General features: G+C 71.5%; 32 protein-coding genes. 17 read left to right on the top strand and 15 right to left on the bottom strand.

Translation table 11 applies throughout. The features are described 5' to 3' along the window. Positions 1–58: 58 nt before the first annotated feature. A complete protein-coding gene (locus BLQ34_RS12255) occupies positions 59–571 on the bottom strand; it encodes a DUF6328 family protein (RefSeq protein ID WP_091785873.1) in 513 nt (170 codons plus the stop codon). A 133-nt stretch (positions 572–704) separates the two neighbouring features. Between BLQ34_RS12255 and BLQ34_RS12250 the strand changes: the two genes are divergently transcribed. Further along, on the top strand, positions 705–1,574 hold the full coding sequence (locus BLQ34_RS12250; protein ID WP_157693026.1) for a sigma-70 family RNA polymerase sigma factor: 870 nt from the start codon (positions 705–707) through the stop codon (positions 1,572–1,574). 63 nt (positions 1,575–1,637) lie between these two features. On the opposite strand, the gene BLQ34_RS12245 is transcribed toward BLQ34_RS12250, so the two are convergent. After that, the gene (locus tag BLQ34_RS12245) at positions 1,638–2,339 is read right to left on the bottom strand and encodes an HAD family hydrolase (protein ID WP_157693025.1); all 702 of its coding nucleotides are present in this window, start codon (positions 2,337–2,339) and stop codon (positions 1,638–1,640) included. Between the two features lie 182 nt (positions 2,340–2,521). Here BLQ34_RS12245 and BLQ34_RS12240 point away from each other — a divergent pair, with 182 nt between their 5' ends. The 6 genes from BLQ34_RS12240 to BLQ34_RS12215 all read left to right on the top strand — a co-directional run bounded on the left by BLQ34_RS12240 (position 2,522) and on the right by BLQ34_RS12215 (position 6,352). After that, positions 2,522–2,791, top strand: a complete 270-nt coding sequence (locus tag BLQ34_RS12240; RefSeq protein WP_091785866.1) for a DUF7218 family protein — start codon at positions 2,522–2,524, stop codon at positions 2,789–2,791. 195 nt (positions 2,792–2,986) lie between these two features. Further along, entirely contained in the window at positions 2,987–3,370 is a 384-nt protein-coding gene (locus BLQ34_RS12235) for a hypothetical protein (protein ID WP_157693024.1), read from the top strand. Beyond that, the gene (locus BLQ34_RS12230) at positions 3,367–4,596 is read left to right on the top strand and encodes an NRAMP family divalent metal transporter (RefSeq protein ID WP_091785860.1); all 1,230 of its coding nucleotides are present in this window, start codon (positions 3,367–3,369) and stop codon (positions 4,594–4,596) included. Before BLQ34_RS12235 ends, BLQ34_RS12230 begins: the two co-directional genes overlap by 4 nt. 1 nt (position 4,597) lies before the next feature. Beyond that, entirely contained in the window at positions 4,598–5,431 is an 834-nt protein-coding gene (locus tag BLQ34_RS12225; RefSeq protein ID WP_091785857.1) for a hypothetical protein, read from the top strand. Positions 5,432–5,544: 113 nt separating this feature from the next. Then, positions 5,545–5,802 (top strand): hypothetical protein, encoded by a 258-nt coding sequence (locus BLQ34_RS12220; RefSeq protein ID WP_091785854.1) that lies wholly within the window; start codon positions 5,545–5,547, stop codon positions 5,800–5,802. A gap of 124 nt (positions 5,803–5,926) precedes the next feature. Further along, a complete protein-coding gene (locus tag BLQ34_RS12215) occupies positions 5,927–6,352 on the top strand; it encodes a VOC family protein (protein WP_091785852.1) in 426 nt (141 codons plus the stop codon). Between the two features lie 4 nt (positions 6,353–6,356). On the opposite strand, the gene BLQ34_RS12210 is transcribed toward BLQ34_RS12215, so the two are convergent. The 6 genes from BLQ34_RS12210 to ligD all read right to left on the bottom strand — a co-directional run bounded on the left by BLQ34_RS12210 (position 6,357) and on the right by ligD (position 11,149). Next, complete coding sequence (locus BLQ34_RS12210) at positions 6,357–6,950, bottom strand: hypothetical protein (protein WP_091785849.1); 594 nt, start codon at positions 6,948–6,950, stop codon at positions 6,357–6,359. Positions 6,951–6,977: 27 nt separating this feature from the next. Further along, on the bottom strand, positions 6,978–8,030 hold the full coding sequence (locus BLQ34_RS12205; protein ID WP_091785846.1) for a sulfate/molybdate ABC transporter ATP-binding protein: 1,053 nt from the start codon (positions 8,028–8,030) through the stop codon (positions 6,978–6,980). Positions 8,031–8,043: 13 nt separating this feature from the next. Then, positions 8,044–8,814, bottom strand: a complete 771-nt coding sequence (locus BLQ34_RS12200; RefSeq protein ID WP_407946409.1) for an ABC transporter permease — start codon at positions 8,812–8,814, stop codon at positions 8,044–8,046. A gap of 56 nt (positions 8,815–8,870) precedes the next feature. Then, the gene (modA, locus tag BLQ34_RS12195) at positions 8,871–9,701 is read right to left on the bottom strand and encodes a molybdate ABC transporter substrate-binding protein (protein ID WP_091785838.1); all 831 of its coding nucleotides are present in this window, start codon (positions 9,699–9,701) and stop codon (positions 8,871–8,873) included. After that, positions 9,698–10,102: a TOBE domain-containing protein gene (locus BLQ34_RS12190; RefSeq protein WP_091785835.1), complete on the bottom strand. Its 405-nt coding sequence runs from the start codon at positions 10,100–10,102 to the stop codon at positions 9,698–9,700. The genes modA and BLQ34_RS12190 overlap by 4 nt, the downstream gene beginning before the upstream one ends. A gap of 72 nt (positions 10,103–10,174) precedes the next feature. Then, the gene (gene ligD, locus BLQ34_RS12185) at positions 10,175–11,149 is read right to left on the bottom strand and encodes a non-homologous end-joining DNA ligase (RefSeq protein WP_091785833.1); all 975 of its coding nucleotides are present in this window, start codon (positions 11,147–11,149) and stop codon (positions 10,175–10,177) included. A gap of 90 nt (positions 11,150–11,239) precedes the next feature. On the opposite strand from ligD, the gene gabT reads away from it, so the two are divergent. After that, positions 11,240–12,571, top strand: coding sequence for a 4-aminobutyrate--2-oxoglutarate transaminase (gabT, locus tag BLQ34_RS12180; RefSeq protein ID WP_091789924.1), 1,332 nt, complete (start codon positions 11,240–11,242; stop codon positions 12,569–12,571). Positions 12,572–12,934: 363 nt separating this feature from the next. Here gabT and BLQ34_RS12175 read toward each other — a convergent pair whose 3' ends face one another. The 4 genes from BLQ34_RS12175 to BLQ34_RS12160 form a co-directional block, all read right to left on the bottom strand. Next, entirely contained in the window at positions 12,935–13,699 is a 765-nt protein-coding gene (locus BLQ34_RS12175; protein ID WP_091785830.1) for an SDR family NAD(P)-dependent oxidoreductase, read from the bottom strand. 6 nt (positions 13,700–13,705) lie between these two features. After that, positions 13,706–14,899, bottom strand: coding sequence for an acyl-CoA dehydrogenase family protein (locus BLQ34_RS12170; RefSeq protein WP_091785827.1), 1,194 nt, complete (start codon positions 14,897–14,899; stop codon positions 13,706–13,708). A 98-nt stretch (positions 14,900–14,997) separates the two neighbouring features. Then, a complete protein-coding gene (locus BLQ34_RS12165; protein WP_269457337.1) occupies positions 14,998–15,798 on the bottom strand; it encodes an SGNH/GDSL hydrolase family protein in 801 nt (266 codons plus the stop codon). An 89-nt stretch (positions 15,799–15,887) separates the two neighbouring features. Continuing rightward, on the bottom strand, positions 15,888–16,565 hold the full coding sequence (locus BLQ34_RS12160; RefSeq protein ID WP_091785824.1) for a uracil-DNA glycosylase: 678 nt from the start codon (positions 16,563–16,565) through the stop codon (positions 15,888–15,890). Positions 16,566–16,698: 133 nt separating this feature from the next. On the opposite strand from BLQ34_RS12160, the gene BLQ34_RS12155 reads away from it, so the two are divergent. Next, positions 16,699–17,328: an HNH endonuclease family protein gene (locus BLQ34_RS12155; RefSeq protein WP_091785822.1), complete on the top strand. Its 630-nt coding sequence runs from the start codon at positions 16,699–16,701 to the stop codon at positions 17,326–17,328. 5 nt (positions 17,329–17,333) lie between these two features. Here the strand turns inward: BLQ34_RS12155 and BLQ34_RS12150 are convergent, their stop codons facing one another. Then, positions 17,334–17,690, bottom strand: a complete 357-nt coding sequence (locus BLQ34_RS12150; protein WP_407946365.1) for an ArsR/SmtB family transcription factor — start codon at positions 17,688–17,690, stop codon at positions 17,334–17,336. Positions 17,691–17,897: 207 nt separating this feature from the next. Between BLQ34_RS12150 and BLQ34_RS19440 the strand changes: the two genes are divergently transcribed. The 8 genes from BLQ34_RS19440 to BLQ34_RS12115 all read left to right on the top strand — a co-directional run bounded on the left by BLQ34_RS19440 (position 17,898) and on the right by BLQ34_RS12115 (position 23,042). After that, positions 17,898–18,098, top strand: coding sequence for an HAD family hydrolase (locus BLQ34_RS19440; RefSeq protein ID WP_269457291.1), 201 nt, complete (start codon positions 17,898–17,900; stop codon positions 18,096–18,098). Continuing rightward, complete coding sequence (locus BLQ34_RS12145) at positions 18,035–18,553, top strand: HAD family hydrolase (RefSeq protein ID WP_269457290.1); 519 nt, start codon at positions 18,035–18,037, stop codon at positions 18,551–18,553. Before BLQ34_RS19440 ends, BLQ34_RS12145 begins: the two co-directional genes overlap by 64 nt. 143 nt (positions 18,554–18,696) lie before the next feature. Continuing rightward, the gene (locus BLQ34_RS12140; protein ID WP_091785820.1) at positions 18,697–20,067 is read left to right on the top strand and encodes a pyridoxal phosphate-dependent decarboxylase family protein; all 1,371 of its coding nucleotides are present in this window, start codon (positions 18,697–18,699) and stop codon (positions 20,065–20,067) included. Positions 20,068–20,318: 251 nt separating this feature from the next. After that, on the top strand, positions 20,319–20,609 hold the full coding sequence (locus BLQ34_RS12135) for a DUF3263 domain-containing protein (RefSeq protein ID WP_091785818.1): 291 nt from the start codon (positions 20,319–20,321) through the stop codon (positions 20,607–20,609). Between the two features lie 117 nt (positions 20,610–20,726). Further along, complete coding sequence (locus BLQ34_RS12130; protein ID WP_157693023.1) at positions 20,727–21,182, top strand: GNAT family N-acetyltransferase; 456 nt, start codon at positions 20,727–20,729, stop codon at positions 21,180–21,182. After that, entirely contained in the window at positions 21,182–21,553 is a 372-nt protein-coding gene (locus BLQ34_RS12125; RefSeq protein WP_091785812.1) for a VOC family protein, read from the top strand. Before BLQ34_RS12130 ends, BLQ34_RS12125 begins: the two co-directional genes overlap by 1 nt. Continuing rightward, positions 21,553–22,602 carry a P1 family peptidase gene (locus BLQ34_RS12120; RefSeq protein WP_091785809.1) on the top strand — a complete coding sequence of 350 codons (1,050 nt, stop codon included), beginning with the start codon at positions 21,553–21,555 and terminating at the stop codon, positions 22,600–22,602. Before BLQ34_RS12125 ends, BLQ34_RS12120 begins: the two co-directional genes overlap by 1 nt. Continuing rightward, positions 22,602–23,042 (top strand): hypothetical protein, encoded by a 441-nt coding sequence (locus tag BLQ34_RS12115; RefSeq protein ID WP_231961103.1) that lies wholly within the window; start codon positions 22,602–22,604, stop codon positions 23,040–23,042. Before BLQ34_RS12120 ends, BLQ34_RS12115 begins: the two co-directional genes overlap by 1 nt. Positions 23,043–23,049: 7 nt before the next feature. Here the strand turns inward: BLQ34_RS12115 and BLQ34_RS12110 are convergent, their stop codons facing one another. Both BLQ34_RS12110 and BLQ34_RS12105 read right to left on the bottom strand, forming a co-directional pair. Further along, positions 23,050–23,682: a DUF6226 family protein gene (locus BLQ34_RS12110; protein WP_091785803.1), complete on the bottom strand. Its 633-nt coding sequence runs from the start codon at positions 23,680–23,682 to the stop codon at positions 23,050–23,052. Between the two features lie 59 nt (positions 23,683–23,741). Beyond that, positions 23,742–24,179 carry a phage tail protein gene (locus BLQ34_RS12105; protein WP_091785801.1) on the bottom strand — a complete coding sequence of 146 codons (438 nt, stop codon included), beginning with the start codon at positions 24,177–24,179 and terminating at the stop codon, positions 23,742–23,744. Positions 24,180–24,426: the final 247 nt, after the last annotated feature.

Raw genomic sequence — 24,426 nt, 5'->3', positions numbered from 1 at the left:
CAACCCTGCGAGCTGACGCCTGCCGGCGGCGACCCCTGGCGCCGCCGGCAGTGCGTTGCTACCGCCGGGTCTGGTGTCCAGCGCGTCGGCGGATGCCCAGGGGAAGCAGGAGCCAGTTCACCCCGAAGAGCAGCAGAGCCGCAGCGGCCGCGGCGATCGCCATCCCGGTGTCCGTCACCACGTCGAAGATGACGAAGGCCACGGCCGACACCGCGAGCGCGAGCGCGAGCAGACCCATTCGGGCACAACGGTTGGCGAGGTCGACCAGCTGCGCCTTGCGCCCCTGGCGGAACAGCAGACGGTGGGCGCTCACCGGTGCCACCAGGAAGGCGATGGCCACGATCGCCAGGGCGAAGGCGACGAGGAAGACGACCTTGTTGAGGTCCTCGATCTGCGTGAAGCGCTGCTGGAACGGCAGCGTGAGCAGGAAGCCCGCCAGGATCTGGACACCGGTCTGCACGACCCGCAGCTCCTGGAGCAGCTCGTCCCAGTTGCGGTCGAGCCGTTCGAGCGAGGTCTCGTCGCGACCGTCGTGGGCGCTCTGGTCCGGTCGGTCCTGACTGTCGTCCATGGCACCTCTCTACCCCCTGGTCAGGCCGCGAACCAGAGGGCCTGCCCTTGCCAATCGGGCAAACCGGTGGTTGTGTGGACGAAGACACAAGGTCCAACAGCGGTGCCGTGTCCCTCTCGAACTAGGGATTCACATGGCACCCACTGCGCCTTCGTCCACCCTCCCCTCCGACGCCACCGACCGCCCGGTGACCGAGCTCGACCACCGGGCGGGCACTGCGGCCCAGAGCCCGGACCACCTTCGTGCCGAGGCCCTGCTGGCCGAGGTGGAGAACTGCCACGACGGCCGGCGCCGAGGTGAGCTGCGCCGTCAGGCCGTGGTGCTCACCCTCGACCTCGTCGACGGCGTGGCCCGTCGCTACCACGGTCGAGGCATGGAGCGCGACGACCTCGTGCAAGTGGGCCGGATGGCCCTCGTCAAGGCTGCCAACGGCTACCGGTGCGGCCACGGCAGCAGCTTCGCGGCATACGCGGTCCCGACCATCTCGGGCGAGATCAAGCGGCACTTCCGCGACCAGGGCTGGCTGGTGCGGCCGCCACGGCGGTTGCAGGAGCTGCGTGCCGAGGTGGCCGGCGAGCAGGAGCGGCTCCGGCACGTGCTGCTGCGTGAGCCGACCGACGCGGAGCTGGCGCTGGGGCTGGAGGTGACCACCGCCCAGGTGCGCGAGGTGCACTCGTCGTCGATGGCCTATCACGGCACACCGCTCGACCTCACGGATGGTCCCGGCCCGGCCAGCGACGAACGGTGGTTCGACGACGTCGTCGTCGACGGCGACGCCCTCCGCCATGCCCTGGTGGGGTTGAGCGAGCGCGACCTGCTCATCGTGCGCCTGCGCTTCGTGGAGGAGCGCACTCAGTCAGAGATCGGCGCCGTGCTGGGGGTCAGCCAGATGCAGGTGTCGCGACTGCTCGCCTCGATCCTGCACCGCTTGCGGACCGCCATGACCGGGCCGGACGAGGAAACCCCGTGCGAGGCGGAGGAGACCCGGCCGCTGGCCTCCTGAAGGTCGGCGAGCGGGTGCTCCCGCGGTTGTGGTGAGTGCCTGAGTGCTGCCCCTGCGGCAGCCTCAGGGACGGGCGCCCCACGTGCCGGCGACCGGTGCCGGCTTGGCCTCCTGCAGGGCGTCCAGCAGTGCCGCGAGGTCCTGGTAGGTGAGCTCGGCGCCGGCCGACTCGAGCTCCGGCGCGCTGGTGCCGCCGGTCGCGACACCGACCGGCACCACCCCGGCGCGACGGGCGGCCTGCATGTCCCACACGGAGTCGCCGACGACGAGCACGTCCTCGGCGTCCAGGCCGGCCCGATCCAGGGCCGCGTCCAGGACGTCGGTGTCGGGCTTGGTGCTGTCGACGTCGTCGCCGGTGACGATGACGTCGAAGTCCGGGTGGTCGAGCACGTCCATCATCGCCCAGAGGTCACGTTGCCCACCGGACGACGCCAGCCCGACCGTCAGGCCCGCGTCGCGGCACCAGTTCAACAGGGTGCGCGCCGACGGGAGCGGGTGCAACCGCTCGTGCCAGGTGCTGAACAGGACGTCGTGTGCTGCGGTGACGGCGTCGTCCTGGCTGCGGTCGCGGCCGTCGCCGAGCAGGTGGTCGAGCAGGTGGTCGGCGCCCATGCCCACGGTGTGGTGCACCGCAGCCATCGGGCGCTCGTGACCGAACTGCTGCAGGGCCTCCCACCAGCAGAGTGTGTGTACGTACGTCGAGTCGACCAGCGTGCCGTCGAGGTCGAAGACGATCCCGCTGGCTCGGGTGAGGCTGTCGGACAACTGTTCCCTCCTTCGCCCGTGGACCACCGGGCGGCGGTGCCTGCGCCTCGTATGGTGCCCCGGCGCCGCGGTGCCCAAACGTCGCCGTTTGCGTCAGGTCGCGCCGGGTACGAGCGAAGTGGTGACGTGCTCGCCCGCTCGCGCCACCGGCACACCCACCCCGCGGGGTCCAGGAGGTCACGATGCCTGCACGCAAGCCCGGTCCGTCCGTCAAGGACCCGGAGATGTACGAGGCGTTGCGTGACGACGGCGCCAGCAAGGAGAAGGCCGCCCGCATCTCCAACGCCGCCTCGAACACGTCGCGGAAGGCCGTGGGAGCCAAGGGCGGTCGCAGTGGGGACTACGAGGACTGGACCAAGAAGGACCTGGCCAAGCGCGCCGCCGAGCTCGGCATCGAGGGCCGCTCGTCGATGTCGAAGGCAGAGCTGATCACCGCCCTGCGCAACCACTAGTCGTTGCACACCCGACGAACGAGGTGAAGCATTGACCGAAGGGCTTGCCCTGGCAGGGGGGTGGCTCATCTATCTGTGCATGCTCGGCGTGCTGGGCTACGTGCTCCTGAGGCGGCCGCGGTGAGTGGGCTTCGACGACTCGGTCCAGCGCTGGCAGCTGCCACCGTGGCCGTCCTCGCGCTCGGCGGATGTGTCGTGCCTGCGCCGGACTCGGGGGCCTTCGAGGCCAACGCGGAGGCCGCGCTCTCGTCCGCGATCAGTGAAGCGCGCACCGGCTCGCTGGTGCTGCGCACCCGGGCGCAGGGCAAGGTCACCAACGCGTACGCCGACACTGTCGTCACCGCGGGCGAGTCTGCCATCGGCCCGATCGAGGACAGCTTCGGCAACGTCGACCCCCCGGTGGCCGGACAGGACGACCTGCGCAACGACGTCATGGACCTCTTGGGCGACACCGCGGACGCGTTCGCGACGGCCCGGCTGGCGGTGCGCCGCGACGACGTCGGCCAGATGCAGGCGAGTGCGAGGGAGCTGGCCGAGCTGGCCGACCGCATGGACGATGCCAAGGAGGGCCTCGAGTGAAGAAGCTCTTCGCCGTGGCGCTCGGGATCCTCACTGCCATCGGGGGTTTCGTCGACATCGGGGACCTGGTCACCAACGGCCTGGTCGGGTCGCGGTTCGGTATGTCGCTGGGCTGGGTCGTCATCGTGGGCATCGTCGGCATCTGCGTCTTCGCCGAGATGAGCGGCCGGGTCGCAGCGGTGTCGGGCCGGGCGACGTTCGACCTGATCCGCGAACGGCTCGGGCCGCGGATGGGTCTGGCCAACCTGGTGGCGTCGATGGCGGTCACCCTGCTCACCTACATCGCGGAGATCGGAGGCGTCGCCCTCGCCCTCCAGCTGGCCACGAGCGTCAACCCCTACCTCTGGATCCCGGTGGTGGGCGCCGCGGTCTGGCTGGTCCTGTGGAGGGTCAAGTTCTCGATCCTGGAGAACGCCTTCGGACTCGCCGGGCTGTCGCTGATCGTCTTCGCGGTGGCGTTGTGGCAGCTCGGTCCTGACTGGGATGCGTTGTGGCGACAGGCATCTCGCCCACTCATCCCCCACGACGAGAGCCACCTGACCTACTTCTACTACGCGGTCGGCCTGTTCGGCGCGGCCATGACGCCATACGAGGTCTTCTTCTTCTCCTCAGGTGGTGTCGAGGAGGGGTGGAAGGCCAAGGACCTTGGCACCATGCGCGCCAACGTCTTCATCGGCTTTCCCCTCGGTGGCCTGCTGTCCCTGGCGATCGCCGGGTGCGCCACCGTCGTCTTCCAGCCCAACGCGATCCAGGTCGACACCCTCGGCCAGATCGCCCTCCCCGTGACGATCGCGCTGGGCAAGCTGGGGCTGGCTCTGGTGTTGTTGGGCTTCTTCGCCGCGACGTTCGGGGCGGCGTGCGAGACCGGGCTGTCGGTGGGCTACAGCATCGCGCAGTACTTCGGTTGGCAGTGGGGCAAGTACGTCGAGCCGCTCAGGGCCGCTCGCTTCCACACCGTGCTGCTGGTGTCGTCCATCGCGGCGGTCGGGGTGCTGCTCACCACGGTCGACCCCATCATGCTGACCGAGTACTCAGTGGTCTTCAGCGCCATCGCCCTGCCGTTGACCTACTTCCCGATCCTGGTGGTGGCCAACGACCGCACCTACATGGGCCGCCACGTGAACGGACGGCTGGCCAACGGCCTGGGCAGCCTCTACCTCGTGATCGTCCTCGTCGCGGCCGCGGCCGCGATCCCCCTGATGGTGCTCACGAAGGCGGGGCAGTGACGTGACCGCGAAGCGGACCACCGCGCCGACCCGCCACCGCGTCGCCCTGCGGATCCTCGACCACCAGGTCGTCGGTCCCGGCGGCGAGCTGCTCGGCAACGTCGACGACCTGGGCCTGGCGGTGGACGGTGACCGCTGGACCGTGACCGGCCTGCAGATCGGTCCGGCTGCCCTGGGCCGAGGGCTACCCGGCAAGCTGGGCACGTGGGTGATAGCGATCTGGCGCCGCCTGCACCCGGACCCCCACCCGCGCGCCAGCTTCGTGCCGATCGCCGAGGTCAGCCGCATCGGCGCCGCGATCGAGGTGAGCGCGCGGGCGGCGACCGGTCTTTCCTCGTCCTTCGGGCTCGAGAGGTGGCTCGACGAGTTCGTGGTCTCGAGGATCCCGGGGGCCAAGGGCGGCGGTGACGAGCGGGCTGGTTCGGGCGGGTCGTCGGGTCGACCCGAGCCGGGCGGATCGACCGCGTCGCGCCGTCCGCTGCCCGACGACGACTCGACGACCTCGGTCAACGACGTGCTCGGCGCACGGGTCTTCGCCGACGACGGGTCGGAGCTCGGGCTGGTGCACGACCTGGTCTGCGTCGAGTCGTCGCAGCGCGGCCCGCAGGGCGGGCTCCGGGTCACGCACGTCGTCTACGGCCTGCACGCCAGCGGTTCACGGCTGGGTTACGACGCCGACCCCAGGCAGGGTCCACTGGTGGTGGCTGCTCTCGTCCGGTGGTGGCAGCGCGCCCACCGGGTGGCGCCGCTCGAGGACGTCAGGGTCACCGACCTCGATGCACGATCCCTCCGGGTGGCCTCTCACGACGCCCACGTCCACCCCCACGAGCTCTGATGCCCGACGCCTCGTAGGTCTCGCGAGCGTTGACAGAACGCGACAATTCGGATGATGATCACAGGGCTTCAAGCAGTCGGGGCGACCCATTCCGCGATCCCCCGGAGGCCGCAGTGACCGAGTCCGCGCAGGCCCCAGCGCCCCCCACGGCAGTCCCCGCACCGGGCGTCGACCCCATCGAGAAGACCCACCCGTCGGTGCGTGAGCTGCTGACCGAGCTCGCGGCCCTCGAGGACGCCACCCGGCCGGTCCACTGGTCGGTCGCCACCGCCGCTGACGAGACCACCCCCGAGCGGCTGGCCGCACTGGCGCGCGAGCAGGAGATCATCGAGGAGCTGCACCGTCGTTGTCCCCACGAACCGGCCAGCTGACCCCTCGGAACGCCGCGCGCGCTGCGCTCCATCCCGAGTCCATTGCGGTCAGGAACTGGCCGGAAGCCTCCTTAGCCTGGGACCAGAACCTCGGAGGGCGGGGTTGCGACGAGAGGATCAGGTCATGGACTACAAGATCGAGCTCATTCCCATGAACGTCACCGACATCGACCGCACCAAGGCGTTCTACGAGGACGTCGTGGGGTGGAAGGCCGACCAGGACCAGGTCATCGAGGAGGCCGGCCTCCGGTTCGTCCAGATCACCCCGCCCGGGTCGGCCTGCTCCTTCTGCTTCGTCAAGGGCATGGACATGCTGGCCGACGGCGCGAAGCAGTACATCCAGGTGGTGGTCGCCGACGCCGACGCGGCGCACGACGAGCTGAAGGCCCGTGGCGTCGACGTCACCGACGTGGAGGACCTGCCCTGGGGCCGGTTCACCCACTTCGAGGACCCGGACGGCAACCACTTCGCGCTCCAGGAGCTGCCCGACTACGCCGCCGCCCTGGCGGCGCGCGAGCAGGCCGGCGAGGGCTCCGAAGCGCAGGCCTGACCAGTCAGTCGGGACGAGGGCCGGGTCGCCGCAGGACCAGCCCGGCCACGAAGGCGCCGAGGGTGCCGAGCGCCTCGTCACCGAGGGTGTCCTGGTATGCGGTGTCCAGCTCGGTGCCGTGCCGGATGAAGGTGTACCACTCACCCAGCTCCCACCCGATGGCCAGCACCGCGCCCAGCCCGGTGACCAGCAGCACCCGGGCCCACGCGGTGCGGATCCCGTTGAGCAGCAACAGCCCCAGCCCCGCACAGAGCAGGACCCAGTTGACGAAGTGGTTGGCGTCGTCCCACCACACGACCGAGTCGTAGAGGTCGAGCGTGTTGCCGGTGACGTCGATCAGGAACGGTGCCATGACGAGCGCGAAGGCGCCCCACGGCACGCGCACGTCCCGGCCACGGTGCACCAGCCACCACGCCCCGGGGACGACGAGCATCATCACCGGGTAGGCGACCAGCCTGGCCCCGAATGCCTTGCCCTCGAACTGTTGCAGGCCGGCGAACGCGCCCACGCCCAGCTGACCGACGGTCAGTGCCATCACGAGCGCGGGCGCCCACCACCCGCGGCGGGGCCGGGTGTCAAGCGCGGAGTCGGTGGCCATGAGGAGAGTGTGGGGGATGACGGCCCGTCACGCGGCGTAGACGGCCACCTCGCTGGCCTTGACGGTGAGCACGACCTCTGCCCCCGGGGCGAGGTCCAGCTCGGCGACCGCCGCGGGGGTGACGTCCGCGGACAGGTGTGCCGTGTGCACCCGCACCTGGTGCCCGTGCGGTTCCAGCTCGGTCACTCTGGCGTGCACGACGTTGCGGGGGCTGCCGGCCGGCGCCTGCCGGTAGACGCCGACCGCACTCGGGCTGAACACGGCGACGGCGGCCGCACCGTCGGGGAGCGGGTCGTCGCTCAGGCCCTCCACGTGCAGCCCGGTCGATGTCGTGACCGTGGTGCCGTGAGCGGTGCCCCGCACCAGGTTGAGACCCGCGATCCGAGCGGCGAACCGGCTCGTCGGGCGGGTCAGGACGCGCGCGGTGGGTCCCTGCTCGACGACTCGTCCGGCCTCGAGGACGGCGACGTCGTCGGCGAGCAGGACCGCGTCGAGGATGTCGTGGGTGACCAGGATCGTCGTGCGACCCTCGAGCACGCGGCGCAGCAGCTGGCGGATCGCCGGGGCGGAGTCGACGTCGAGGGCGGACAACGGCTCGTCGAGCAACAGCAGGTGCGGCTCGGTGGCGAGGGCCCTGGCGATGGCGACGCGTTGCGCCTGTCCACCAGACAGCGCCGACGGTCGACGCTCGGCGAACTCCCCCGCATCCACCTGGGTGAGCCAGTCGTGAGCCACCTCGCGGGCGCGGCCACGCGGCATACCGGCACTGCGGGGACCGAAGGCGACGTTGTCGAGGACGGACAGGTGGGGGAAGAGGCGGGCTTCCTGGGCGAGCAGGGCGACGCCACGGGCGTGCGGCGGCACCCAGCTGGCGTCGTCACTTCCGTTGTGCGAGTAGAGCGCTCGGTCGTCGAGGGTGATGCGACCGGCCGCGGGACGGAGCAGTCCGGCGACCGAGGCGAGCAGGGTGGACTTGCCGGCGCCGTTCGGCCCGAGCAGGGCGAGCGTGCGACCTGCGGCAACCGCGAGGTCGAGGTCGACGTCACGGTCAGGAAAGCCCACCCGGGCCTCGAGCTTCACCGCGCGACCTCGCTCACAGCGCCGACCTCGACCGTCGGGTGAGGGCGATGACCACCGTGGCGACGACGACCAGCACGAGCGACAGAGCCACGGCAGCCTGCGGTTCGGTCTCGCGCTGGAGGTAGATCTCGAGCGGCAGGGTCCGGGTGACCCCTTGCAGGCTGCCGGCGAACGTGATCGTCGCGCCGAACTCGCCCAGGGCCCGCGCGAACGCGAGCACCGCACCGGACGCGAGCCCGGGCAGCACCAGGGGGAGCGTCACGCGGAGGAACACCGTGGTCGGCCGGGCGCCGAGGGTGGCGGCCACCTCCTCGAAGCGCTGGCCGCCCGTGCGGAGCGCGCCCTCGAGGCTCACCACGAGGAACGGCAGCGCGACGAACGTCTGGGCCATCACCACCGCGGTGGTGGAGAACGCGATCTGGAGCCCGAGCACCTCCATCGAGTGGCCGAGCAGGCCGCGCCGCCCGAACGTGTAGAGCAGCGCGATGCCCCCGACCACCGGCGGCAGGACCAGCGGGAGGAGGACCAGCGAGCGGGCGATCGTCTGGCCCGGGAAGTCGGTCCGCGCCAGCACGAGCGCCATCGGGACGCCGAGCAGGACGCACAGCAGGGTGCTCACCAGCGACGTCCGCAGACTGAGCTCGAGGGCCGCTCGGGACGAGTCGGAGGTGATCAGCGACCCGAAGCTGCGCCACTCGACCCGGGTGAGCATCGCCACGAGGGGGAGCACCACGAACAGCCCGCCGACCGCGGCGGGGACGAACACCCAGGCGGGCAGGCCCAGCCGCGGTCGTCCGGGGACGGGGCGGGGTCGGGGGGTGTGGGGCACGACGGGGCTCGTCAGGGCTTCCCGAACCCGGCCGCCGCGAGGATGCCCTGACCGAGGTCGCCGGTGACCGCCTGCACGAAGGCCGCGGCTGCGGTGGCGTTCCTGCTGTTCTTCAGGGCGGCGATCGGGTAGGTGTTCACGGCCGACGACGACTCGGGGAACTCGACTCCCTCGACGGCGTCGCCCGCTCCCTTGACGTCGGTGACGTAGACCAGCCCGGCGTCAGCCTCCTGCGCGGTCACCTTGCCGAGGACGTCGGTGACGGACTGCTCCTCGCTGACCGGCTTGAGGTCGATCTTGCCGGCGGCCTCGACCTTCGCGGCGGCCGCGCCGCAGGGCACCTCAGGGGCGCAGAGCACGACCTTGACGCCGGGCCTGGCCAGGTCGGCCAGGCCGGCGATCTTGGCCGGGTTGCCGGGCGGCACGGCGATCTCGAGGGTGTTGGAGGCGAAGGCGACCGGTGCCGCCGCGGTGAGCGAGTCGCCGGTGGCCTTGTCCATGTTCTTGGTGTCGGCGGAGGCGAACACGTCGGCGGGGGCACCCTGCTGGATCTGGGCGACCAGGTCGGAGGAGCCCGCGAAGTTGAAGGTCACCGTCACACCCGGGTGCGCCTTCTCGAACTCGGCGCCGATCTCGGTGAACGTCTTCTTCAGCGAGGCGGCGGCGAACACGGTGACGGTGCCAGTGAGCTCGCCGCCGCCGGACAAGGTCGACGACGATCCGCCCCCCTGCGGCGACTCGTCGTCCGACGATCCCGACCCGCAGGCTGCGGTCGTCAGGAGGAGCGCCAGTCCCGCAGGCAAGCCCAGGGACCGCAGGGCGCGATGGGAGAGGATGGTCATGACGCTCCTTCGGGAGTCTCGACGATGACGGTGGTGGACTTGACGACCGCAATGGCGACCGACCCGAGTTCCAGGCCGAGGTCGTCGACCGCCTCGGTGCTCATCAGGGACACCACGCGGAACGGACCGCACTGCATCTCGACCTGGGCCATCACGGTGTCGCGCTTGATGTCGGTCACGAGCCCGACGAACCGGTTGCGGGCCGACCGCCCGATGCCGCTCGGGTCGGCCACGGTGCGCGCCTGCTCGCGGGCGAGGAGTGCGACCTGGTAGCCGTCGACCACCTTGCGCCCGGCGTCGTCGCTCTCGGCGGCGAGCGCGCCGCTGTCGACCCAGCGCCGCACGGTGTCGTCGCTGACGCCGAGGAACGACGCGGCATCCTTGATCCTCATCAGCGGCATGAGGATGACAATACCCCCGCACCTGCGGTCCTGTGCCCCTGTCGCACCCGCTGGCGCGGAAGCGCGCCGGACTCAGTCCGTCTCGGGCTCCGGCGGCTCGGCCGCCCCCTCGCGCTCGTCGCGCTCGGCCCACTCGACCAGCTGGTCGATCTCGAACACGGCGTCGTCGATCCCCGCGTGCAGGTCGCCCAGCTCGGCGTAGCGCGCCGGCATGGTCGCGATGGTGAAGTCGTCGGGCTCGACGTCGTCGACCTCGTCCCACCGGATCGGCGCCGACACCGTGCCGATCGCGTTGCCCCGCACCGAGTAGGCCGCCGCGATGGTGTGGTCGCGGGCGTTCTGGTTGTAGTCGACGAACAGGTCGGCCGGGTCGCGGTCCTTGCGCCACCAGGTCGTCGTCACGTCGTCGGGCATCCGCCGCTCCACCTCGCGCGCGAAGGCCAGCGCTCCCCGGCGCACGTCCTTGAAGCCCCACTCCGGCTTGATCCGCACGTAGACGTGCATCCCCGACCCGCCGCTGGTCTTCGGCCAGCCCACCGCGCCGAGCTCGTCGAGCACCTCGTGGGCGACGTGCGCGACCCGCTGCACCCGCTCCCAGGGGCAGTCAGGCCCGGGATCGAGGTCGATCCGCCACTCGTCCGGCTTCTCGACGTCGGCCCGCCGGCTGTTCCAGGGGTGGAACTCGACGGTCGACATCTGCACCGCCCAGATCACCTGGGCCAGCTCGGTCACACAGAGCTCGTCGGCGGTCCGGTTCCAGCGGGGGAAGGTGAGCCGGACGGTGTCGACCCACGGAGGCGCACCCTGCGGGATGCGCTTCTGGTGCACCTTGTCGCCACCGCCGACGCCCTTGGGGAACCGGTGCAGCATGCACGGCCGCTCGCGCAGCGCGTTCACGATCCCGTCGCCGACGGACAGGTAGTAGTTGACCAGGTCGAGCTTGGTCTCACCCCGGGCCGGGAAGTACACGCGGTCCGGGTTGGAGATGCGCACCTCTCGGTCCCCGACCTCGACCTCCACCGCGGGAGAGCTCGCCTTCGCTGCCATGCCCCCACGCTAGGGGGAGGTATGCCGCGCCGCACCCACGCGGCATACCTGCACCTTCTCGGCGCGCAGCCGCGGTCCTATGCTCGGCGCATGCTCGAACAGAAGCGCGTCCTCGCCACCAGCATCCCCGGGCCGAGGAGCCAGGCCCTCCAGCAGCGCAAGCTGGCCGCGGTCTCGGCCGGCGTGGGCACCGGGCTCCCGGTCTACATCGAGCAGGCGGCGGGCGGCATCCTGCGCGACGTCGACGGCAACCAGCTGATCGACTTCGGCTCGGGCATCGCCGTCACCACCGTCGGCAACGGCAACCAGCGGGTCATCGACGCCGTGACCGCGCAGATCAACGACTTCACGCACACCTGCTTCATGGTCACCCCCTACGAGGAGTACCTCGACGTCGCGGAGGCGCTGGCCGAGCTCACCCCCGGCGACCACGAGAAGCGGTCCGCGCTCTTCAACTCCGGCTCCGAAGCCGTCGAGAACGCCGTCAAGGTCGCGCGTCACTTCACCGGGCGCCAGGGCGTCGTCGCGTTCGACCACGCCTACCACGGCCGCACCAACCTGACGATGGGCCTGACCGCGAAGAACATGCCCTACAAGCACCGCTTCGGCCCGTTCGCGAGCGAGATCTACCGCGTGCCGATGGCCTACCCCTACCGCTGGCCGACCGGTCCGGAGCAGTGTGCGGACGAGGCGTTCGCCGAGTTCGTCGACCTCGTGCACGCCCAGGTCGGCGAGGACAACACGGCCGCGGTGATCCTCGAGCCGATCCAGGGTGAGGGCGGGTTCATCGTGCCGGCGCCCGGGTTCATGAAGCGGGTGTCCGACTGGTGCACCGCGCAGGGCATCCTGTTCATCGCGGACGAGGTGCAGACCGGCTTCTGCCGCACCGGCGACTGGTTCGCGTCCGAGCACGAAGACGTCGTGCCCGACCTGATCACCACCGCGAAGGGGATCGCGGGCGGCATGCCGTTGGCCGCCCTCACCGGCCGTGCCGACGTCATGGACGCCATCCACGTCGGTGGCCTCGGCGGCACGTATGGCGGCAACCCCGTCGCCTGCGCCAGTGCCCTCGCGTCGATCGAGACGATGAAGGTGGACGACCTGGCCGGTCGGGCGCGGGCGGTCGAGGCGCTGTTCCGGCCGCGGCTGGAGGCGCTCGCCGACAAGTACGGCGTGATCGGTGACATCCGGGGTCGTGGGGCGATGCTGGCCGTCGAGCTGGTCAGCGACCTCGAGCGCAAGACCCCGGACGCCGACCTCACCGGCCGGATCAACAAGGCCTGCCACGCGCAGGGCCTGGTGACCCTGACCTGCGGCACGTTCGGCAACGTGTTCCGGTTCCTGCCGCCGCTGTCATCGGGTGACGACCTGCTCTCCGAGGGCCTGGACATCCTCGAGGACGCGTTCGCCAGCTCCGTCTGACGCGGCCGCGGCGGTCGCATCCCAGCACAGGAAACCGGGTGAGGGACAGGGTGCAACCTGTCCTTCACCCGGTTTCCTTTGCTAGCAAAGGTTCGTGCAGGGAGCGTGTGGTCGGTCACTGTTTACGCGGCCGACGCGTGTCGGTCACCGGCCGGGTCTGCCTCCCCTGTTACAAAAGGTGAGACCCGGCCAAGTATGAGTTGGCCGGGTCTCGTGTCCCCCGGAGGGGACTGGCCTCCCGAAGGAGGTCCGCTGATCTTGGCCCGACGCCGGGGCGGCGCGCAAGGGTTTCGCCAAAAACCGGCCAATCGCCCTGCTTGCAGCACCATCGCGGGCCTCCGACCCGCAGAAGTCGGCCACTCGTCAGCGCGGGGGCATCCGCAGCGCGCCGTCGAGCCGGACGACCTCGCCGTTCAGCATCGAGTTGTCCACGACGTGCGCGACCAGGTTGGCGTACTCCTCGGGCTTCCCCAGTCGCGACGGGTGGGGCACCTGGGCCTCGAGGACGGCGGTCGCCTCGGGCGGCAGCCCCGCCAGCATGGGCGTCTCGAAGGTCCCGGGCGCGATCGTCATCACGCGGATCGCCTTGTCCGCGAGGTCGCGGGCGGCGCTGAGGGTGAGGCCGACGACGCCACCCTTGCTCGCGGCATACGCGGCCTGTCCGACCTGACCGTCGTAGGCGGCGATGGACGCGGTCATGACGACCACGCCACGGTCACCGTCGACCGGCTCGTTGTCGAGCATCGCCGCGGCGGCGAGGCGCAGCACGTTGAAGGTGCCGATCAGGTTGATGTTGATGACGTTCGCGAACTGCTCCAGGGGCAGCGGTCCGCGCTTGCCGACGACCCGGCCCGGGGTGCCGACACCGGCGCAGTTGACGACGATCCGCAGCGTGCCGAGCTCGCGGGCGACGTCGATCGCGGCCTGCACCTGCGACTCGTCGCGCACGTCCGTGGCCACGAACCTGGCCCGCTCACCCAGCTCGGCCGCGAGTGCCTCGCCCGGCGAGGACGGCAGGTCGAGGATGACGACGGCGGCACCATCGGCGTGCAGGCGGCGCACCGTGGCCCCGCCGAGCCCGCTCGCTCCGCCGGTGACGAGGGCGACGGTGGATTCGTTGATCTGCAAGGGTTCTCAGCCTCTCTTGGACGAGCTGGTCGTGCTCTTCAGGAGCTGGCGGCTGATGACGAGCCGCTGGATCTGGTTGGTGCCCTCGAAGATCTGGGTCACCTTGGCCTCACGCATGAACCGCTCGAGCGGGAAGTCCTGCGTGTATCCCGCCCCGCCGAGCACCTGCACGGCGTCGGTGGTGACGCGCATGGCGTTGTCGGTGCACACGAGCTTGGCGACCGCGGCCTCCTTGGTGAAGGACCGACCGGCGTCGTGCAACCTCGCCGCGTGGAGGTAGGCGGCCCGTGACGACGTCACCGCGGCCTCCATGTCGGCGAGCAGGAAGGCGAGTCCCTGGTTGTCGCCGATGGGCCGCCCGAACTGCTCGCGCTCCTTGGAGTAGGCGACTGCGTGGTCGAGCGCTGCCTGGGCGAGACCCGTTGCGGCAGCCGCGATTCCGAGGCGCCCGGAGTCGAGGGCGGAGAGCGCGATCGCCATGCCCTGGCCGCGCTCGCCGACGAGCCGGTCGGCGCTGACCTCGACACCCTCGAAGTGCACCTCGCTGACGGTGTCGCAGTGCAGCCCCATCTTCTTCTCGGGGGCGCCGAACGCCAGACCGGGCGCGTCGCCCGGCACGACGATGCAGGAGAGCCCGCGGCCACCGTCGTCGGAGGTCCGGACGAACGAGGTGTAGAAGTCCGCGTGGCCGGCGTGGCTGATCCAGGCCTTCGTGCCCTTCAGCGTGTATGCCGTCGGGTCGGTGTCGTCGTCGGCCGTGGCCCGGGTGCTCATGGAGGCGACGTCGGAGCCGGACCCGCGCTCGGAGAGGCAGTAGGCGCCGAGCTGCTCGCCCGAGAGCATCGCGGGCAGCAGGGCCTCCTGTTGGGCCCGGGTGCCGAACTGTGCGACGGGGTAGCAGGTGAGCGAGTGCACCGAGACGCCCACGGCCACCGACATCCACGCCGAGGCGATCTCCTCGACGACCTGGAGGTAGACCTCGTAGGGCTGGCCGCCGCCCCCGAACTCCTCGGGGTAGGGCAGGGACAGCAGTCCGGCCTGCCCCAGCACCCGGAACGCGTCGCGCGGCAGCTCGGGCGTGGTGGCCGCCCGGCGCTCCGCCTCGGAGGCCTGCGGCAGCAGCTCCTTGAGGCAGATCTCGCGCGTGAGGTCGATGAGGTCCTGGCCCTCCTCGGTGGGCATCAGACGGGTCGCAGGCATGCCCCGATGGTAGTAGTAGGACGTCCTACTACTTGAATCGCGCAGGTCAGAGCCGTCTGCCCGGCGCTAACTCGCCTTTTGCATGGGTGTGCGCCGGGTCAGGTGGGGTCGACGGGGGTGAGCTCCGGGCGCTTGGCCGTCACGGTGTCTCCGGATGACTCCCCGCGCAGGCGGCGCTGCACCCACGGCGCCAGGTGCGTCTTCGCCCACTCGGCGTTGGCAGCGGCCGACTCGCGCCGGGCCACCGGCGGGGCCGGCGGGAGAGGCGTCGACCAGTCGGCCCGGTCGGTGTCGTGGCCGAGCGCCGACAGCGCGTTGAGCGCGACCCGGCGGTGTCCTTCCGTCGTCATGTGGATGCGGTCCTCGGCCCACAGCCGGAAGTCCTGCAGCGCCTTCATGCCCCACTGGTTGATGACGTAGGCGCCGTGCTGCTGGGCGATGCTGAAGATGTTGGCGGAGTGGATCGCGTGCCGCCCCCGCAGGTGTCGCAGGAGCGGGGCTCCGACCGGGTCCGTCGGGGTGGCGAGGAGCACGTCGGCCCCGGCTGCCCGCAACCGCACCACGGCGGCTTCGAGACGCCCCGCGATCGCGTCGAGGTCGGCCTTGGGCCGCAGGATGTCGTTGCCGCCGCCGACCATCGAGACCAGGTCGGGCCCGAGCTCGATCGCGGCGTCGAGCTGTGGGCCGATCACGTCGGCGAGCAGGCGGCCGCGCACCGCGAGGTTCGCGTAGGCGAAGTCGCCGCCCTCGCGGTGCGCGATCCCGGCGAGGTGTGAGGCGAGCCGGTCGGCCCACCCGACGTACGAGTTCTCCCGCGCCGGGTCGGCGTCGGACATGCCCTCGGTGAAGGAGTCGCCGATCGCGACGTAGCGGTGCCAGACCTTCCCCCGCTCGGGCAGGTGGGTCTGGTTGTCGTCGCCGCGACCGGCGTCGCTGGGTGACGGTGCGTCGATGGATGACGGTGGGTCGGTGGGTGAGGGGGTGTCGGTCACGGCAGCCTCCAGTCGATCGGGGTGGCGCCCTGCTGGGCGAGTAGCTCGTTGGCGCGGCTGAACGGCTTGCTGCCGAAGAAGCCCGCGTGCGCCGAGAGGGGGGAGGGGTGGGCGCTCTCGATCGCCGGTATGCCGGGCAGGTGCGGAACGAGGTTCCGGGCGTCCCGGCCCCACAGGATCGCGACGAGTGGTCCGCCCCGCTCGACGAGGGCCGTGATCGCTGCGGCCGTGACGGACTCCCAGCCCTTGCCGCGGTGGCTGGCCGGCTTGCCGGGCGCGACCGTCAGCACGCGGTTCAGCAGCAGTACTCCCTGGTCGGCCCAGGGCGACAGGTCGCCCGAGGACGGCCGTGGGAGCCCGAGGTCGCTCTCGAGCTCGGCGTAGATGTTGAGCAGCGAGCGGGGGACCGGTCGCACCTCGGGAGCCACGGAAAAGGACAGCCCGACCGCGTGGCCCGGCGTCGGGTAGGGGTCCTGCCCCACGATGAGGACGCGCACGTCGTCGAGTGGCCGCTCGAAGGCCCGCAGCACGTGCTTTCCCGCCGGCAGGTAGCCCCGTCCCGCCGCGACCTCGCCACGCAGGAACTCGCCCAGCGAGGCGACGGTCTCCGCCACCGGCTCCAGCGCAGCCGCCCACGAGGGGTGGACGAGCTCGGTCAGGGCAGCAGGCGGCATACCCAGAAAACTAGCCCCGCCGACCACGGCCGGGGCAGTTGACCCCACCCTTGCCGAACGCGGACGACATCCTGACCGGTCGTTGGCCGCGCTGTTGCCCACGCGGCCCGCGGCCGGAGCAGGGTCGAACCCCATGAGCCTGCTGACCCGCGTCGTCGCCGCATCCGTCCTCGCCCTCGCCGCTGCGCCGGTGGCCGCCACCGCCGCCTCCGCGCTCCCACCCCCGGCGCCGTCGGTGTCCGACTCGCGCGACCAGCTGGCCGACCTCACCGTCGGTGCCGAGGACAACGCGGGCTACGACCGGTCGCTGTTCACGCACTGGATCACCATCACGACGGGCTGCGACACCCGGGAGACGGTGATCAAGCGAGACGGCAGCGGCGTCGTCGTCGACTCGGCCTGCAAGGCCACCAAGGGCTCGTGGACCAGCGTCTACGACGGCGTGACCACCACGGACCCGTCGACGTTCGACATCGACCACGTGGTCCCGCTGGCCGAGGCCTGGGGGTCGGGGGCGAGTGGCTGGACCAGCACCGAGCGCAAGGAGTTCGCCAACGACCTGACCCGGCCGCAGCTGATCGCCGTGTCGGCCTCGAGCAACCGCAGCAAGGGCGACCAGGACCCGGCCGAGTGGCAGCCGACCAGCGCCGGCTGGCGGTGCGAGTACGTCCGGGAGTGGATCAACGTGAAGTACTACTGGGACCTCGAGGTCGACAGCGCCGAGAAGGCCGCCGTCGAGGACATGCTCGACACCGACTGCTGACGGGATCAGACGAAGATCGCGGCCAGGTCGTCGAGCCGCGAGGGCACCAGCTGGAACCAGGCCCACGTGCCGCGACGCTCCCTCGTCACGAGGCCGGCCTCGGTCAGCACCTTGAGGTGGTGGCTCACCGTGGGCTGGCTCAGCCCGACCGCCGGGGTCAGGTCGCAGACGCAGGCCTCGTGGTTCTTGGTGGCGCGGATCAGCGAGAGCAGCTGGAGCCGGACCGGGTCGGCGACTGCCTTGAGCAGTGTGGCGGTCGCCTCAGCCCGGTCGCGCGGCATGGCTTCCTCGTCGGTCAGCGAACCGTAGGACGCCGCCTCGCTGGAGGTGATGTCACGCGGGGTGGCGGTGAGCTGAGGCACAGGCGTCCCCTTGACAGTGGTGTTGACGGTGCGGATGGTGCAGGTTCCCGGGGGCATTCTGTGCACGCGAAAGTTGCGTTGACAACCTCCGATCCCACCCTCCAGAAAGACTGTCGGGGATCCGCCATGGCGGAAACCGACATCCTCTCCAAGGGCTCCGGTCGGGTGCCGCGCCGGGACCGCTCGGCACCTCGTTAGCCTCGAGCCGTGACTCCCCGCTGGCCGGTCGTCCTCTTCGACTTCGACGGCACCCTTGCCGACACGATCCCCCTCATCGTCGCCTCCTACCACCACGCGATCGGCTCGGTCCTCGGCGAGGTGACCTCCGACGACGAGGTGCGGTCGTGGATCGGCCGCCCGCTCCAGCCCGTGCTGGAGGAGCGCTACCCCGGGCGGGGGCCGAGCTGACCGACGTCTACCGCACCTGGAACCTCGCCAACCACGACGACCTGATCCGCACCGTCGAGGGCATGCCGGACCTGCTCGACGACCTGCACGCCGGCGGCGCGCGCACCGGTGTCGTCTCCAGCAAGAAGGGCGAGACCGTGCGCCTCGGACTGCGGGCCGTCGGCCTCGCCGACCGCATCGACGTGCTCGCCGGCCAGGAGGAGACCACCCTCCACAAGCCCCACCCCGCACCCCTGCTGTATGCCGCGGCGCAGCTCGGCGCCGCGGCATACGACTGCGTCTACGTGGGTGACGCGACCGTCGACGTCGAGGCGGCGCGGGCCGCCGGCATGGCGGCGGTGGCGGTCACCTGGGGCGCCGGGCTGGAGGCCGCGCTCGCCGCGACCGGTCCCGACGCGCTCGTGACCGACGTCGCGGGTCTGCGGGCGGCGCTGTTCGCTGCGCCGCCGCGCTGACCCGCGCTGACCCGCGCTGACAGGCGCTGACCGCGCTTGCCCGCCGCGCTTGCCTACCGCGCTTGCCCGCCGCGCCGCCGAGCGGCGCCAACTCGCCTTTTGCAGGGGATAGCGACGGGGGCCCGGGGTCCTAGACTCGCCGCGTGCACGGCTACAGCGACCAGAACCTCGAGGCCCTCGGCGACGCGATCCTCGCCTACTCCGCCGACCGCCTGAAGCTCGACCCGGTGCCGCTCGACGGCCCGATGACGCTCGCCGAGCTCGACGCCAAGGCCGGCCAGACCATCACCACCGGCGGCATCGGCGGCCTCGCGGCGCTCAAGCTCTTCGAGGAGGACCTGGCACTCGCCTGCATCTCCACCGACCACCCGCGCTACCTCTCCTTCATCCCCTGCGCACCCACCGAGGCCGCGGCGATGTTCGACCTCGTGGTCGGCGCCTCGTCCATCTACGGCGGCTCCTGGCTCGAGGGCGGCGGCGCCGTCTATGCCGAGAACCAGGCGCTGCGGTGGATCGCCGACCTCGTCGGGCTGCCGCCGGAGGCCGGTGGCGTGTTCGTGCCCGGCGGCACGATCGGCAACCTGTCGGCGCTCGTGGCCGCCCGACACACCGCTCGCATGACGGCCGCCCGCGAGGCGCGCACGGGGCCGGGTGCGCGGCCGTGGCGGGTGGCGGCAACGCATGGCGCGCACTCCTCGATCCAGTCGGCGTGCGACGTCATGGATGCCGAGCTGGTCGGGGTGGAGGTCGACGACCTGGGTCGGCTGACCGGCGCGGCGCTGCGAGAGGTCCTGGTCGCGAACGGCCCCGAGACCTTCTTCGCCGTGGTCGCGACCAGTGGCACCACCAACTTCGGGATCGTCGACGACCTGGCCTCGGTGGCCGAGGTGTGCCGCGAGTTCGGCATCTGGTTCCACGTCGACGGCGCCTACGGCGGTGCCGGTCTCGCGGCGCCCTCGGTGCGCCACCTCTACGCCGGCGTCGAGCACTGCGACTCGTTCATCGTCGATCCCCACAAGTGGCTGTTCGCGCCGTTCGACTGCTGCGCGCTGCTCTACCGCCAGCCCGCGCTGGCGCGGGCCGCGCACACCCAGCACGCGTCATACCTCGACGTCCTCACCGACAAGCCCGACTGGAACCCGACCGACTACTCGGTCGGCCTGACCCGACGCGCCCGAGGCCTGCCGTTCTGGTTCTCGCTGGCGACGCACGGCACGGACGCCTACCGCGACGCCATCGAGCGCACCCTGGAGGTGACCCGGTTCGCCGCCGAGGAGATCGGCCGGCGCGACTACGTCGAGGTGGTCCGCGAGCCGGACCTCTCGGTGGTGGTGTTCCGACGCATCGGCTGGACGGCGGCGCAGTACCAGGAGTGGTCCGACCGGCTGCTCGCGGACCAGTTCGCGTTCGTCGTGCCGACCTCTCACGAGGGCGAGACCCTGACCCGTTTCGCGATCGTCAACCCGCGCACCTCCGAGGACGACATCAGCGCGATCCTCGACACGATGGCCTGACTCGTCCCGAGGGCGTCGCCCCGCGTCAACCACTCGCCGATCGCAACGAAACCTGCCTGGGACCGTGGGACTGGACGGCCCTGCTGGGACGACTGTGACGGGTGTGACCAGAGCGGTTCAGACCGGTCCATTCGGACTACGCGAGTGGAATGACAAGCTTGTGATTCGCTCCGTATAGTTGCCGCTACACGCACGGACAACACGCGCCGCAACGGCGAGCCAGCACCTCAAGCACAGATGGGTCGAGAGAGTTGAACGCCGCACACGAGCAGGGTCAGGTCAGCGTCACCACCGAGCTGAGCGACCGTGACCGCGAGATCATCGCCTTCGAGCGCCAGTGGTGGAAGTACGCCGGGGCCAAGGAGCAGGCGATCCGCGAGCTGTTCGACATGAGCGCCACGCGCTACTACCAGGTGCTCAACGCCCTGATCGACTCCCAGGCCGCGCTCGAGGCCGACCCGATGCTGATCAAGCGGCTGCGCCGGCTGCGCTCCTCGCGCCAGCGCGCCCGCAGCGCACGACGGTTGGGCATCCAGCTCTGACCGAGCCCCCCAGGTCACCAACGCCCGTGCAGAACCGACTGTACGGGCGTTGTTGCGTCCCGCCCCGGTTGCGTCGAGGACGGTGACCGGGCCCCTGCCGCGTGGTTGACTTCGGGCGTGGGAGAGGTGCGCACCCGGTTGGCCGGTCCCGACGACGCACTGGTCGTCGCGGCGCTGGTGATCCAGTGCGCCCGCCATCGCGAGGGCGCGGCGGAGCCCGGCTTCCTCGACCGCCACGCGCGGGCCTGGCTGGCGACCGCCACGACGCATCCCGTGTGGATCGCCGAGGCGGGTGACGAGCACGCCGGGTTCCTCCAGGCCACCGTCGTGGAGCCGCTGCCGTGGCCGGGCCGACCACCCGGGTCCGGTGCCGAGCTCGCGGTCGACACCTTCTTCGTGCGCCCCGAGCATCGCGGGATCGGCGTGGGCGAGGTGCTGCTCAGGGCCGCCGCGAGCTGGGCGCGCGACTCGGGCCTGCAGTCGGTCCGCATCCAGGCCGGTGTCCACACCACCGCGATGGTGGAGCGCGTGGGTTTCGTGCCGGACGCCCGCGCCCACCGGATGGAGCTGTGATGGGTGCTGCCTTCAGGATCGGTTCGATCGTCGTCAACGTCCGCGACGTCCCCCGGGCGATGGCCTTCTGGGCGGCCGCGCTCGACTACGAGCCGCGTGAGGAGCCCGAACCCGACTGGGTGGTCCTGCGCCCCCGTGACGGCGTCGGTCCGAACCTCTCGCTCAACCTTGGCGACACCGGCCCGCGCCCGGTGCCCCACATCCACCTCGACCTCTATGCACACGACCAGGCGGCCGAGATCGAGCGGCTCGTCGGCCTCGGTGCGAGTCGGGTCACCAACTGGCACTACCCCGAGGGGGAGCGGGACTTCGAGGTCCTCGAGGACCCCGACGGCAACCGGTTCTGCGTCATCGACGCGAAGCCCGAGTGATGCGCCCGGGTCCCTCGAACACCCTCACCGACGTGCCCGGCCTCCGGGTCGGCCACGCCAGCCGCCGGGAGGACGGCTGGCTGACCGGCTGCACCATCGTCGTCGCGCCCGACGCCGGCGCGGTGGCCGGCGTCGACGTCAGGGGCGGGGCGCCGGGCACCCGGGAGACCGACCTCCTGGACCCCCGCAACCTGGTCGACCGGGTCAACGCGGTGGTGCTCACCGGGGGCAGCGCGTTCGGGCTCGCCGCCGCTGACGGAGTCGCAAGGGAGCTGTATGCCGCCGGGCTGGGTTGGCCGATGGGCGAGCCGGGCCAGGTGGTGCCGATCGTGCCGGCGGCCGTGCTGTTCGACCTCGGCCGCGGCGGTGGCGACTTCGCGAACGCCCCGACCGCGCAGGACGGTGCCGACGCGTTCGCCGCGGCCTCGACCGACGCCGCGCCACAGGGGTGCGTCGGCGCCGGCACCGGCGCCCGTGCGGGAGGGCTCAAGGGCGCCGTCGGCTCGGCGAGCGCGGTGCTCGACGACGGCACCACGGTCGCGGCCCTGGTCGCCCTCAACTCTTTCGGGGCCCCCTACGACGAGCGCACCGGCGAGCTGCTGGCCGCCCGCCTCGGCCTCGGCGACGAGTTCGCCCACGTGGGCTCGCCCAGCGCCGCGGAGCTGGGCGCCGCCCGCGCGCGTGCCGTCGCGGCCTACGAGGGGCAGCCGGTGCGACCCGGGATGGCCACGACGATCGGGGTCATCGCGACCGACGCGACGCTGACCAAGGCGCAGTGCCAGAAGGTCAGCGGGCTGGCCCATGACGGCCTGGCGCGCGCCGTGCACCCGGTGCACACGTTGCTCGACGGCGACACGTTGTTCACGCTGGCGACGGGCGCGCGGCCCGCGCCCGAGCTGCCCGACCTGCACGCGCTGATGGTCGCCGCCGGCGACTGCGTGACGCGTGCGGTCGGCCACGCCGTGCTGGCCGCCGAGTCCGTCGCCAACGGCGCCGTCGACCTGCGCTCCTGGCGCGACGCCTTCCCGTCGGCTGTCAGGATGGCCTGATGGAGCCCGACTGGAGCACCCCCGAAGGCCTCGCCGCGATCAAGGACGCGCTCGCCGCCACCATCGACGGCTGGTCCGCACCGGTCGCGTATGCCGTGGGCATCAGCCCCGCCTCCTCCTCCCCGGAGCTGGAGTTCCCGCACGTCAACGCGCCGGGCGGCCGGCACGGCCTGCCCGCCGTGGTGCTCGCGAAGCTCCTGGGCCACGCCAACGGCACCCAGACCTACGAGCTGACCCGCTCGCAGCTGGCGGCCGCCGTGGAGACCCTGCTCCCGGCTGAGGCCTGCACCACCCTCGACCACCCCAACCTCGCGGCCTGGCGCGGCATCCTCGGTGAGCTGGACGCCAACCCGGCGCGCACGGCATACGCGGTCTTCATCGGTGACCTCGACGACCCGGTGGACTCGGAGGCCGACGCCACCCTGCGCACCCTCCTCTGAGGGGCGCTCAGCCGGCGTCCCATGCCGCGCCGCGAGTGACCAGCCGGTCCCCGGGGTCGGCCAACCACGCCTCGTAGTCGCCTGCCGTGAGGCCGGAGGCGGCGCCACGATCGCCGAACGACCGCGCCCAGCGCTCGCCGTCGCTCACATCGACGAAGGCGCCGCTCACCAGCCCCCACAGCGTCTCGTCGAGATCCTCGAGCAGCGGCTCGGACCCGGCGTCGCAGGCGTCGCAGCCGCAGCCCGGGAAGTCACCCACGTGGATGGCCGGCGTCCCGACCCCGAGGACGAGACCGGCCTCGTCGCACGTGTCGATCCGGCTGTGGACGACTGCGAGGTCCAGGGCACCCGAGCGGGTGGGCGCCAGCCGTTCGGTGCGGGTGACGGCCACGCCCGGGAGGTCCACCCACTCGACGTCGGCATCCGGCTCGCGACGGCACCAGCCCTCCGACTCGAGCACCCGGGCCCACGCCTCGAACCTGGCGCCGAGGAGCCGGTACTTCGCCGGGTCGAGCAGGCGCGAGTACTCCTCCTCGAGGGGAGCGCGGCCGTCGGGGCGCGGGTCCGGCCACGGCGCCAGGCCGTGCGAGGTCTCCTCGAAGGCGCGCTCCACGGCTGCCATCACGGCGGTCCGGTCCATGGGTCGACGGTAGGCGCGGCTCGGACCCGTCCGCACCTGGGTTTGGTCCCGCTCGCCCGCTACGGGGCCTCGATGTCCATCGTGTCGAAGGCGAGCTCGAGCGTCTCGAGCACGACGTCGCTGGAGGCGGCGTCGAGCGGGCTGACCCGGTAGACGGCCGGGAAGGCATTGCGGAACATCCAGACCATGACCAGCTGACCGGTGCTGTCGAGCAGCCGGACCTGCACGTCGCGGTCGGACGCGTCGCCGTTGCGGGTCGACTCCCACCAGGTCCACAGGTCGAGGTCGGAGGTGAGGCCGCGGGTCAGCACGAGGTGCGAGTAGCTCGCCAGCCCGGGCTGCTTGCGCGGCTCGTTGGCGCGGTCGTTGCCCGACCGGTAGGCGATCTCGTCGAGGACCGCCACCGGCAGGTCGACGTGCGAGAACGTCGAGGCGCCGCTGGCCCCGCCGTAGTCGACGAGGAAGTTCGACACCTCGAACGGATCGTGGGCAGCCATGCGCTGACTGTCCCACCGTGCAAGCCCCGCACGGAACCCTCCCAGAGCGCAGTCTTTGAGGATCCGAGGGGTCAGGCTCCGTCAAAACACTCAAAGACCCCGAGCCGGGGTGGTGGTGGCCGGGACCCGTTTGCACTCGCCGGGGGAGAGTGCCAATAATGGCGTTAGCACTCTCACCCTGAGAGTGACAATCCAGGCCAGTCCAGGTGAGGTCCGGGGAGCGTGGCGACGTGCGCCAGGCGAAGCG

Source organism: Pedococcus dokdonensis, from assembly GCF_900104525.1.
In the GTDB taxonomy this organism is placed as follows: Bacteria; Actinomycetota; Actinomycetes; order Actinomycetales; family Dermatophilaceae; genus Pedococcus; species Pedococcus dokdonensis.
Note: the sequence above shows the minus strand (reverse complement) of the source record. Positions and strands in the feature narration are given on the sequence as shown.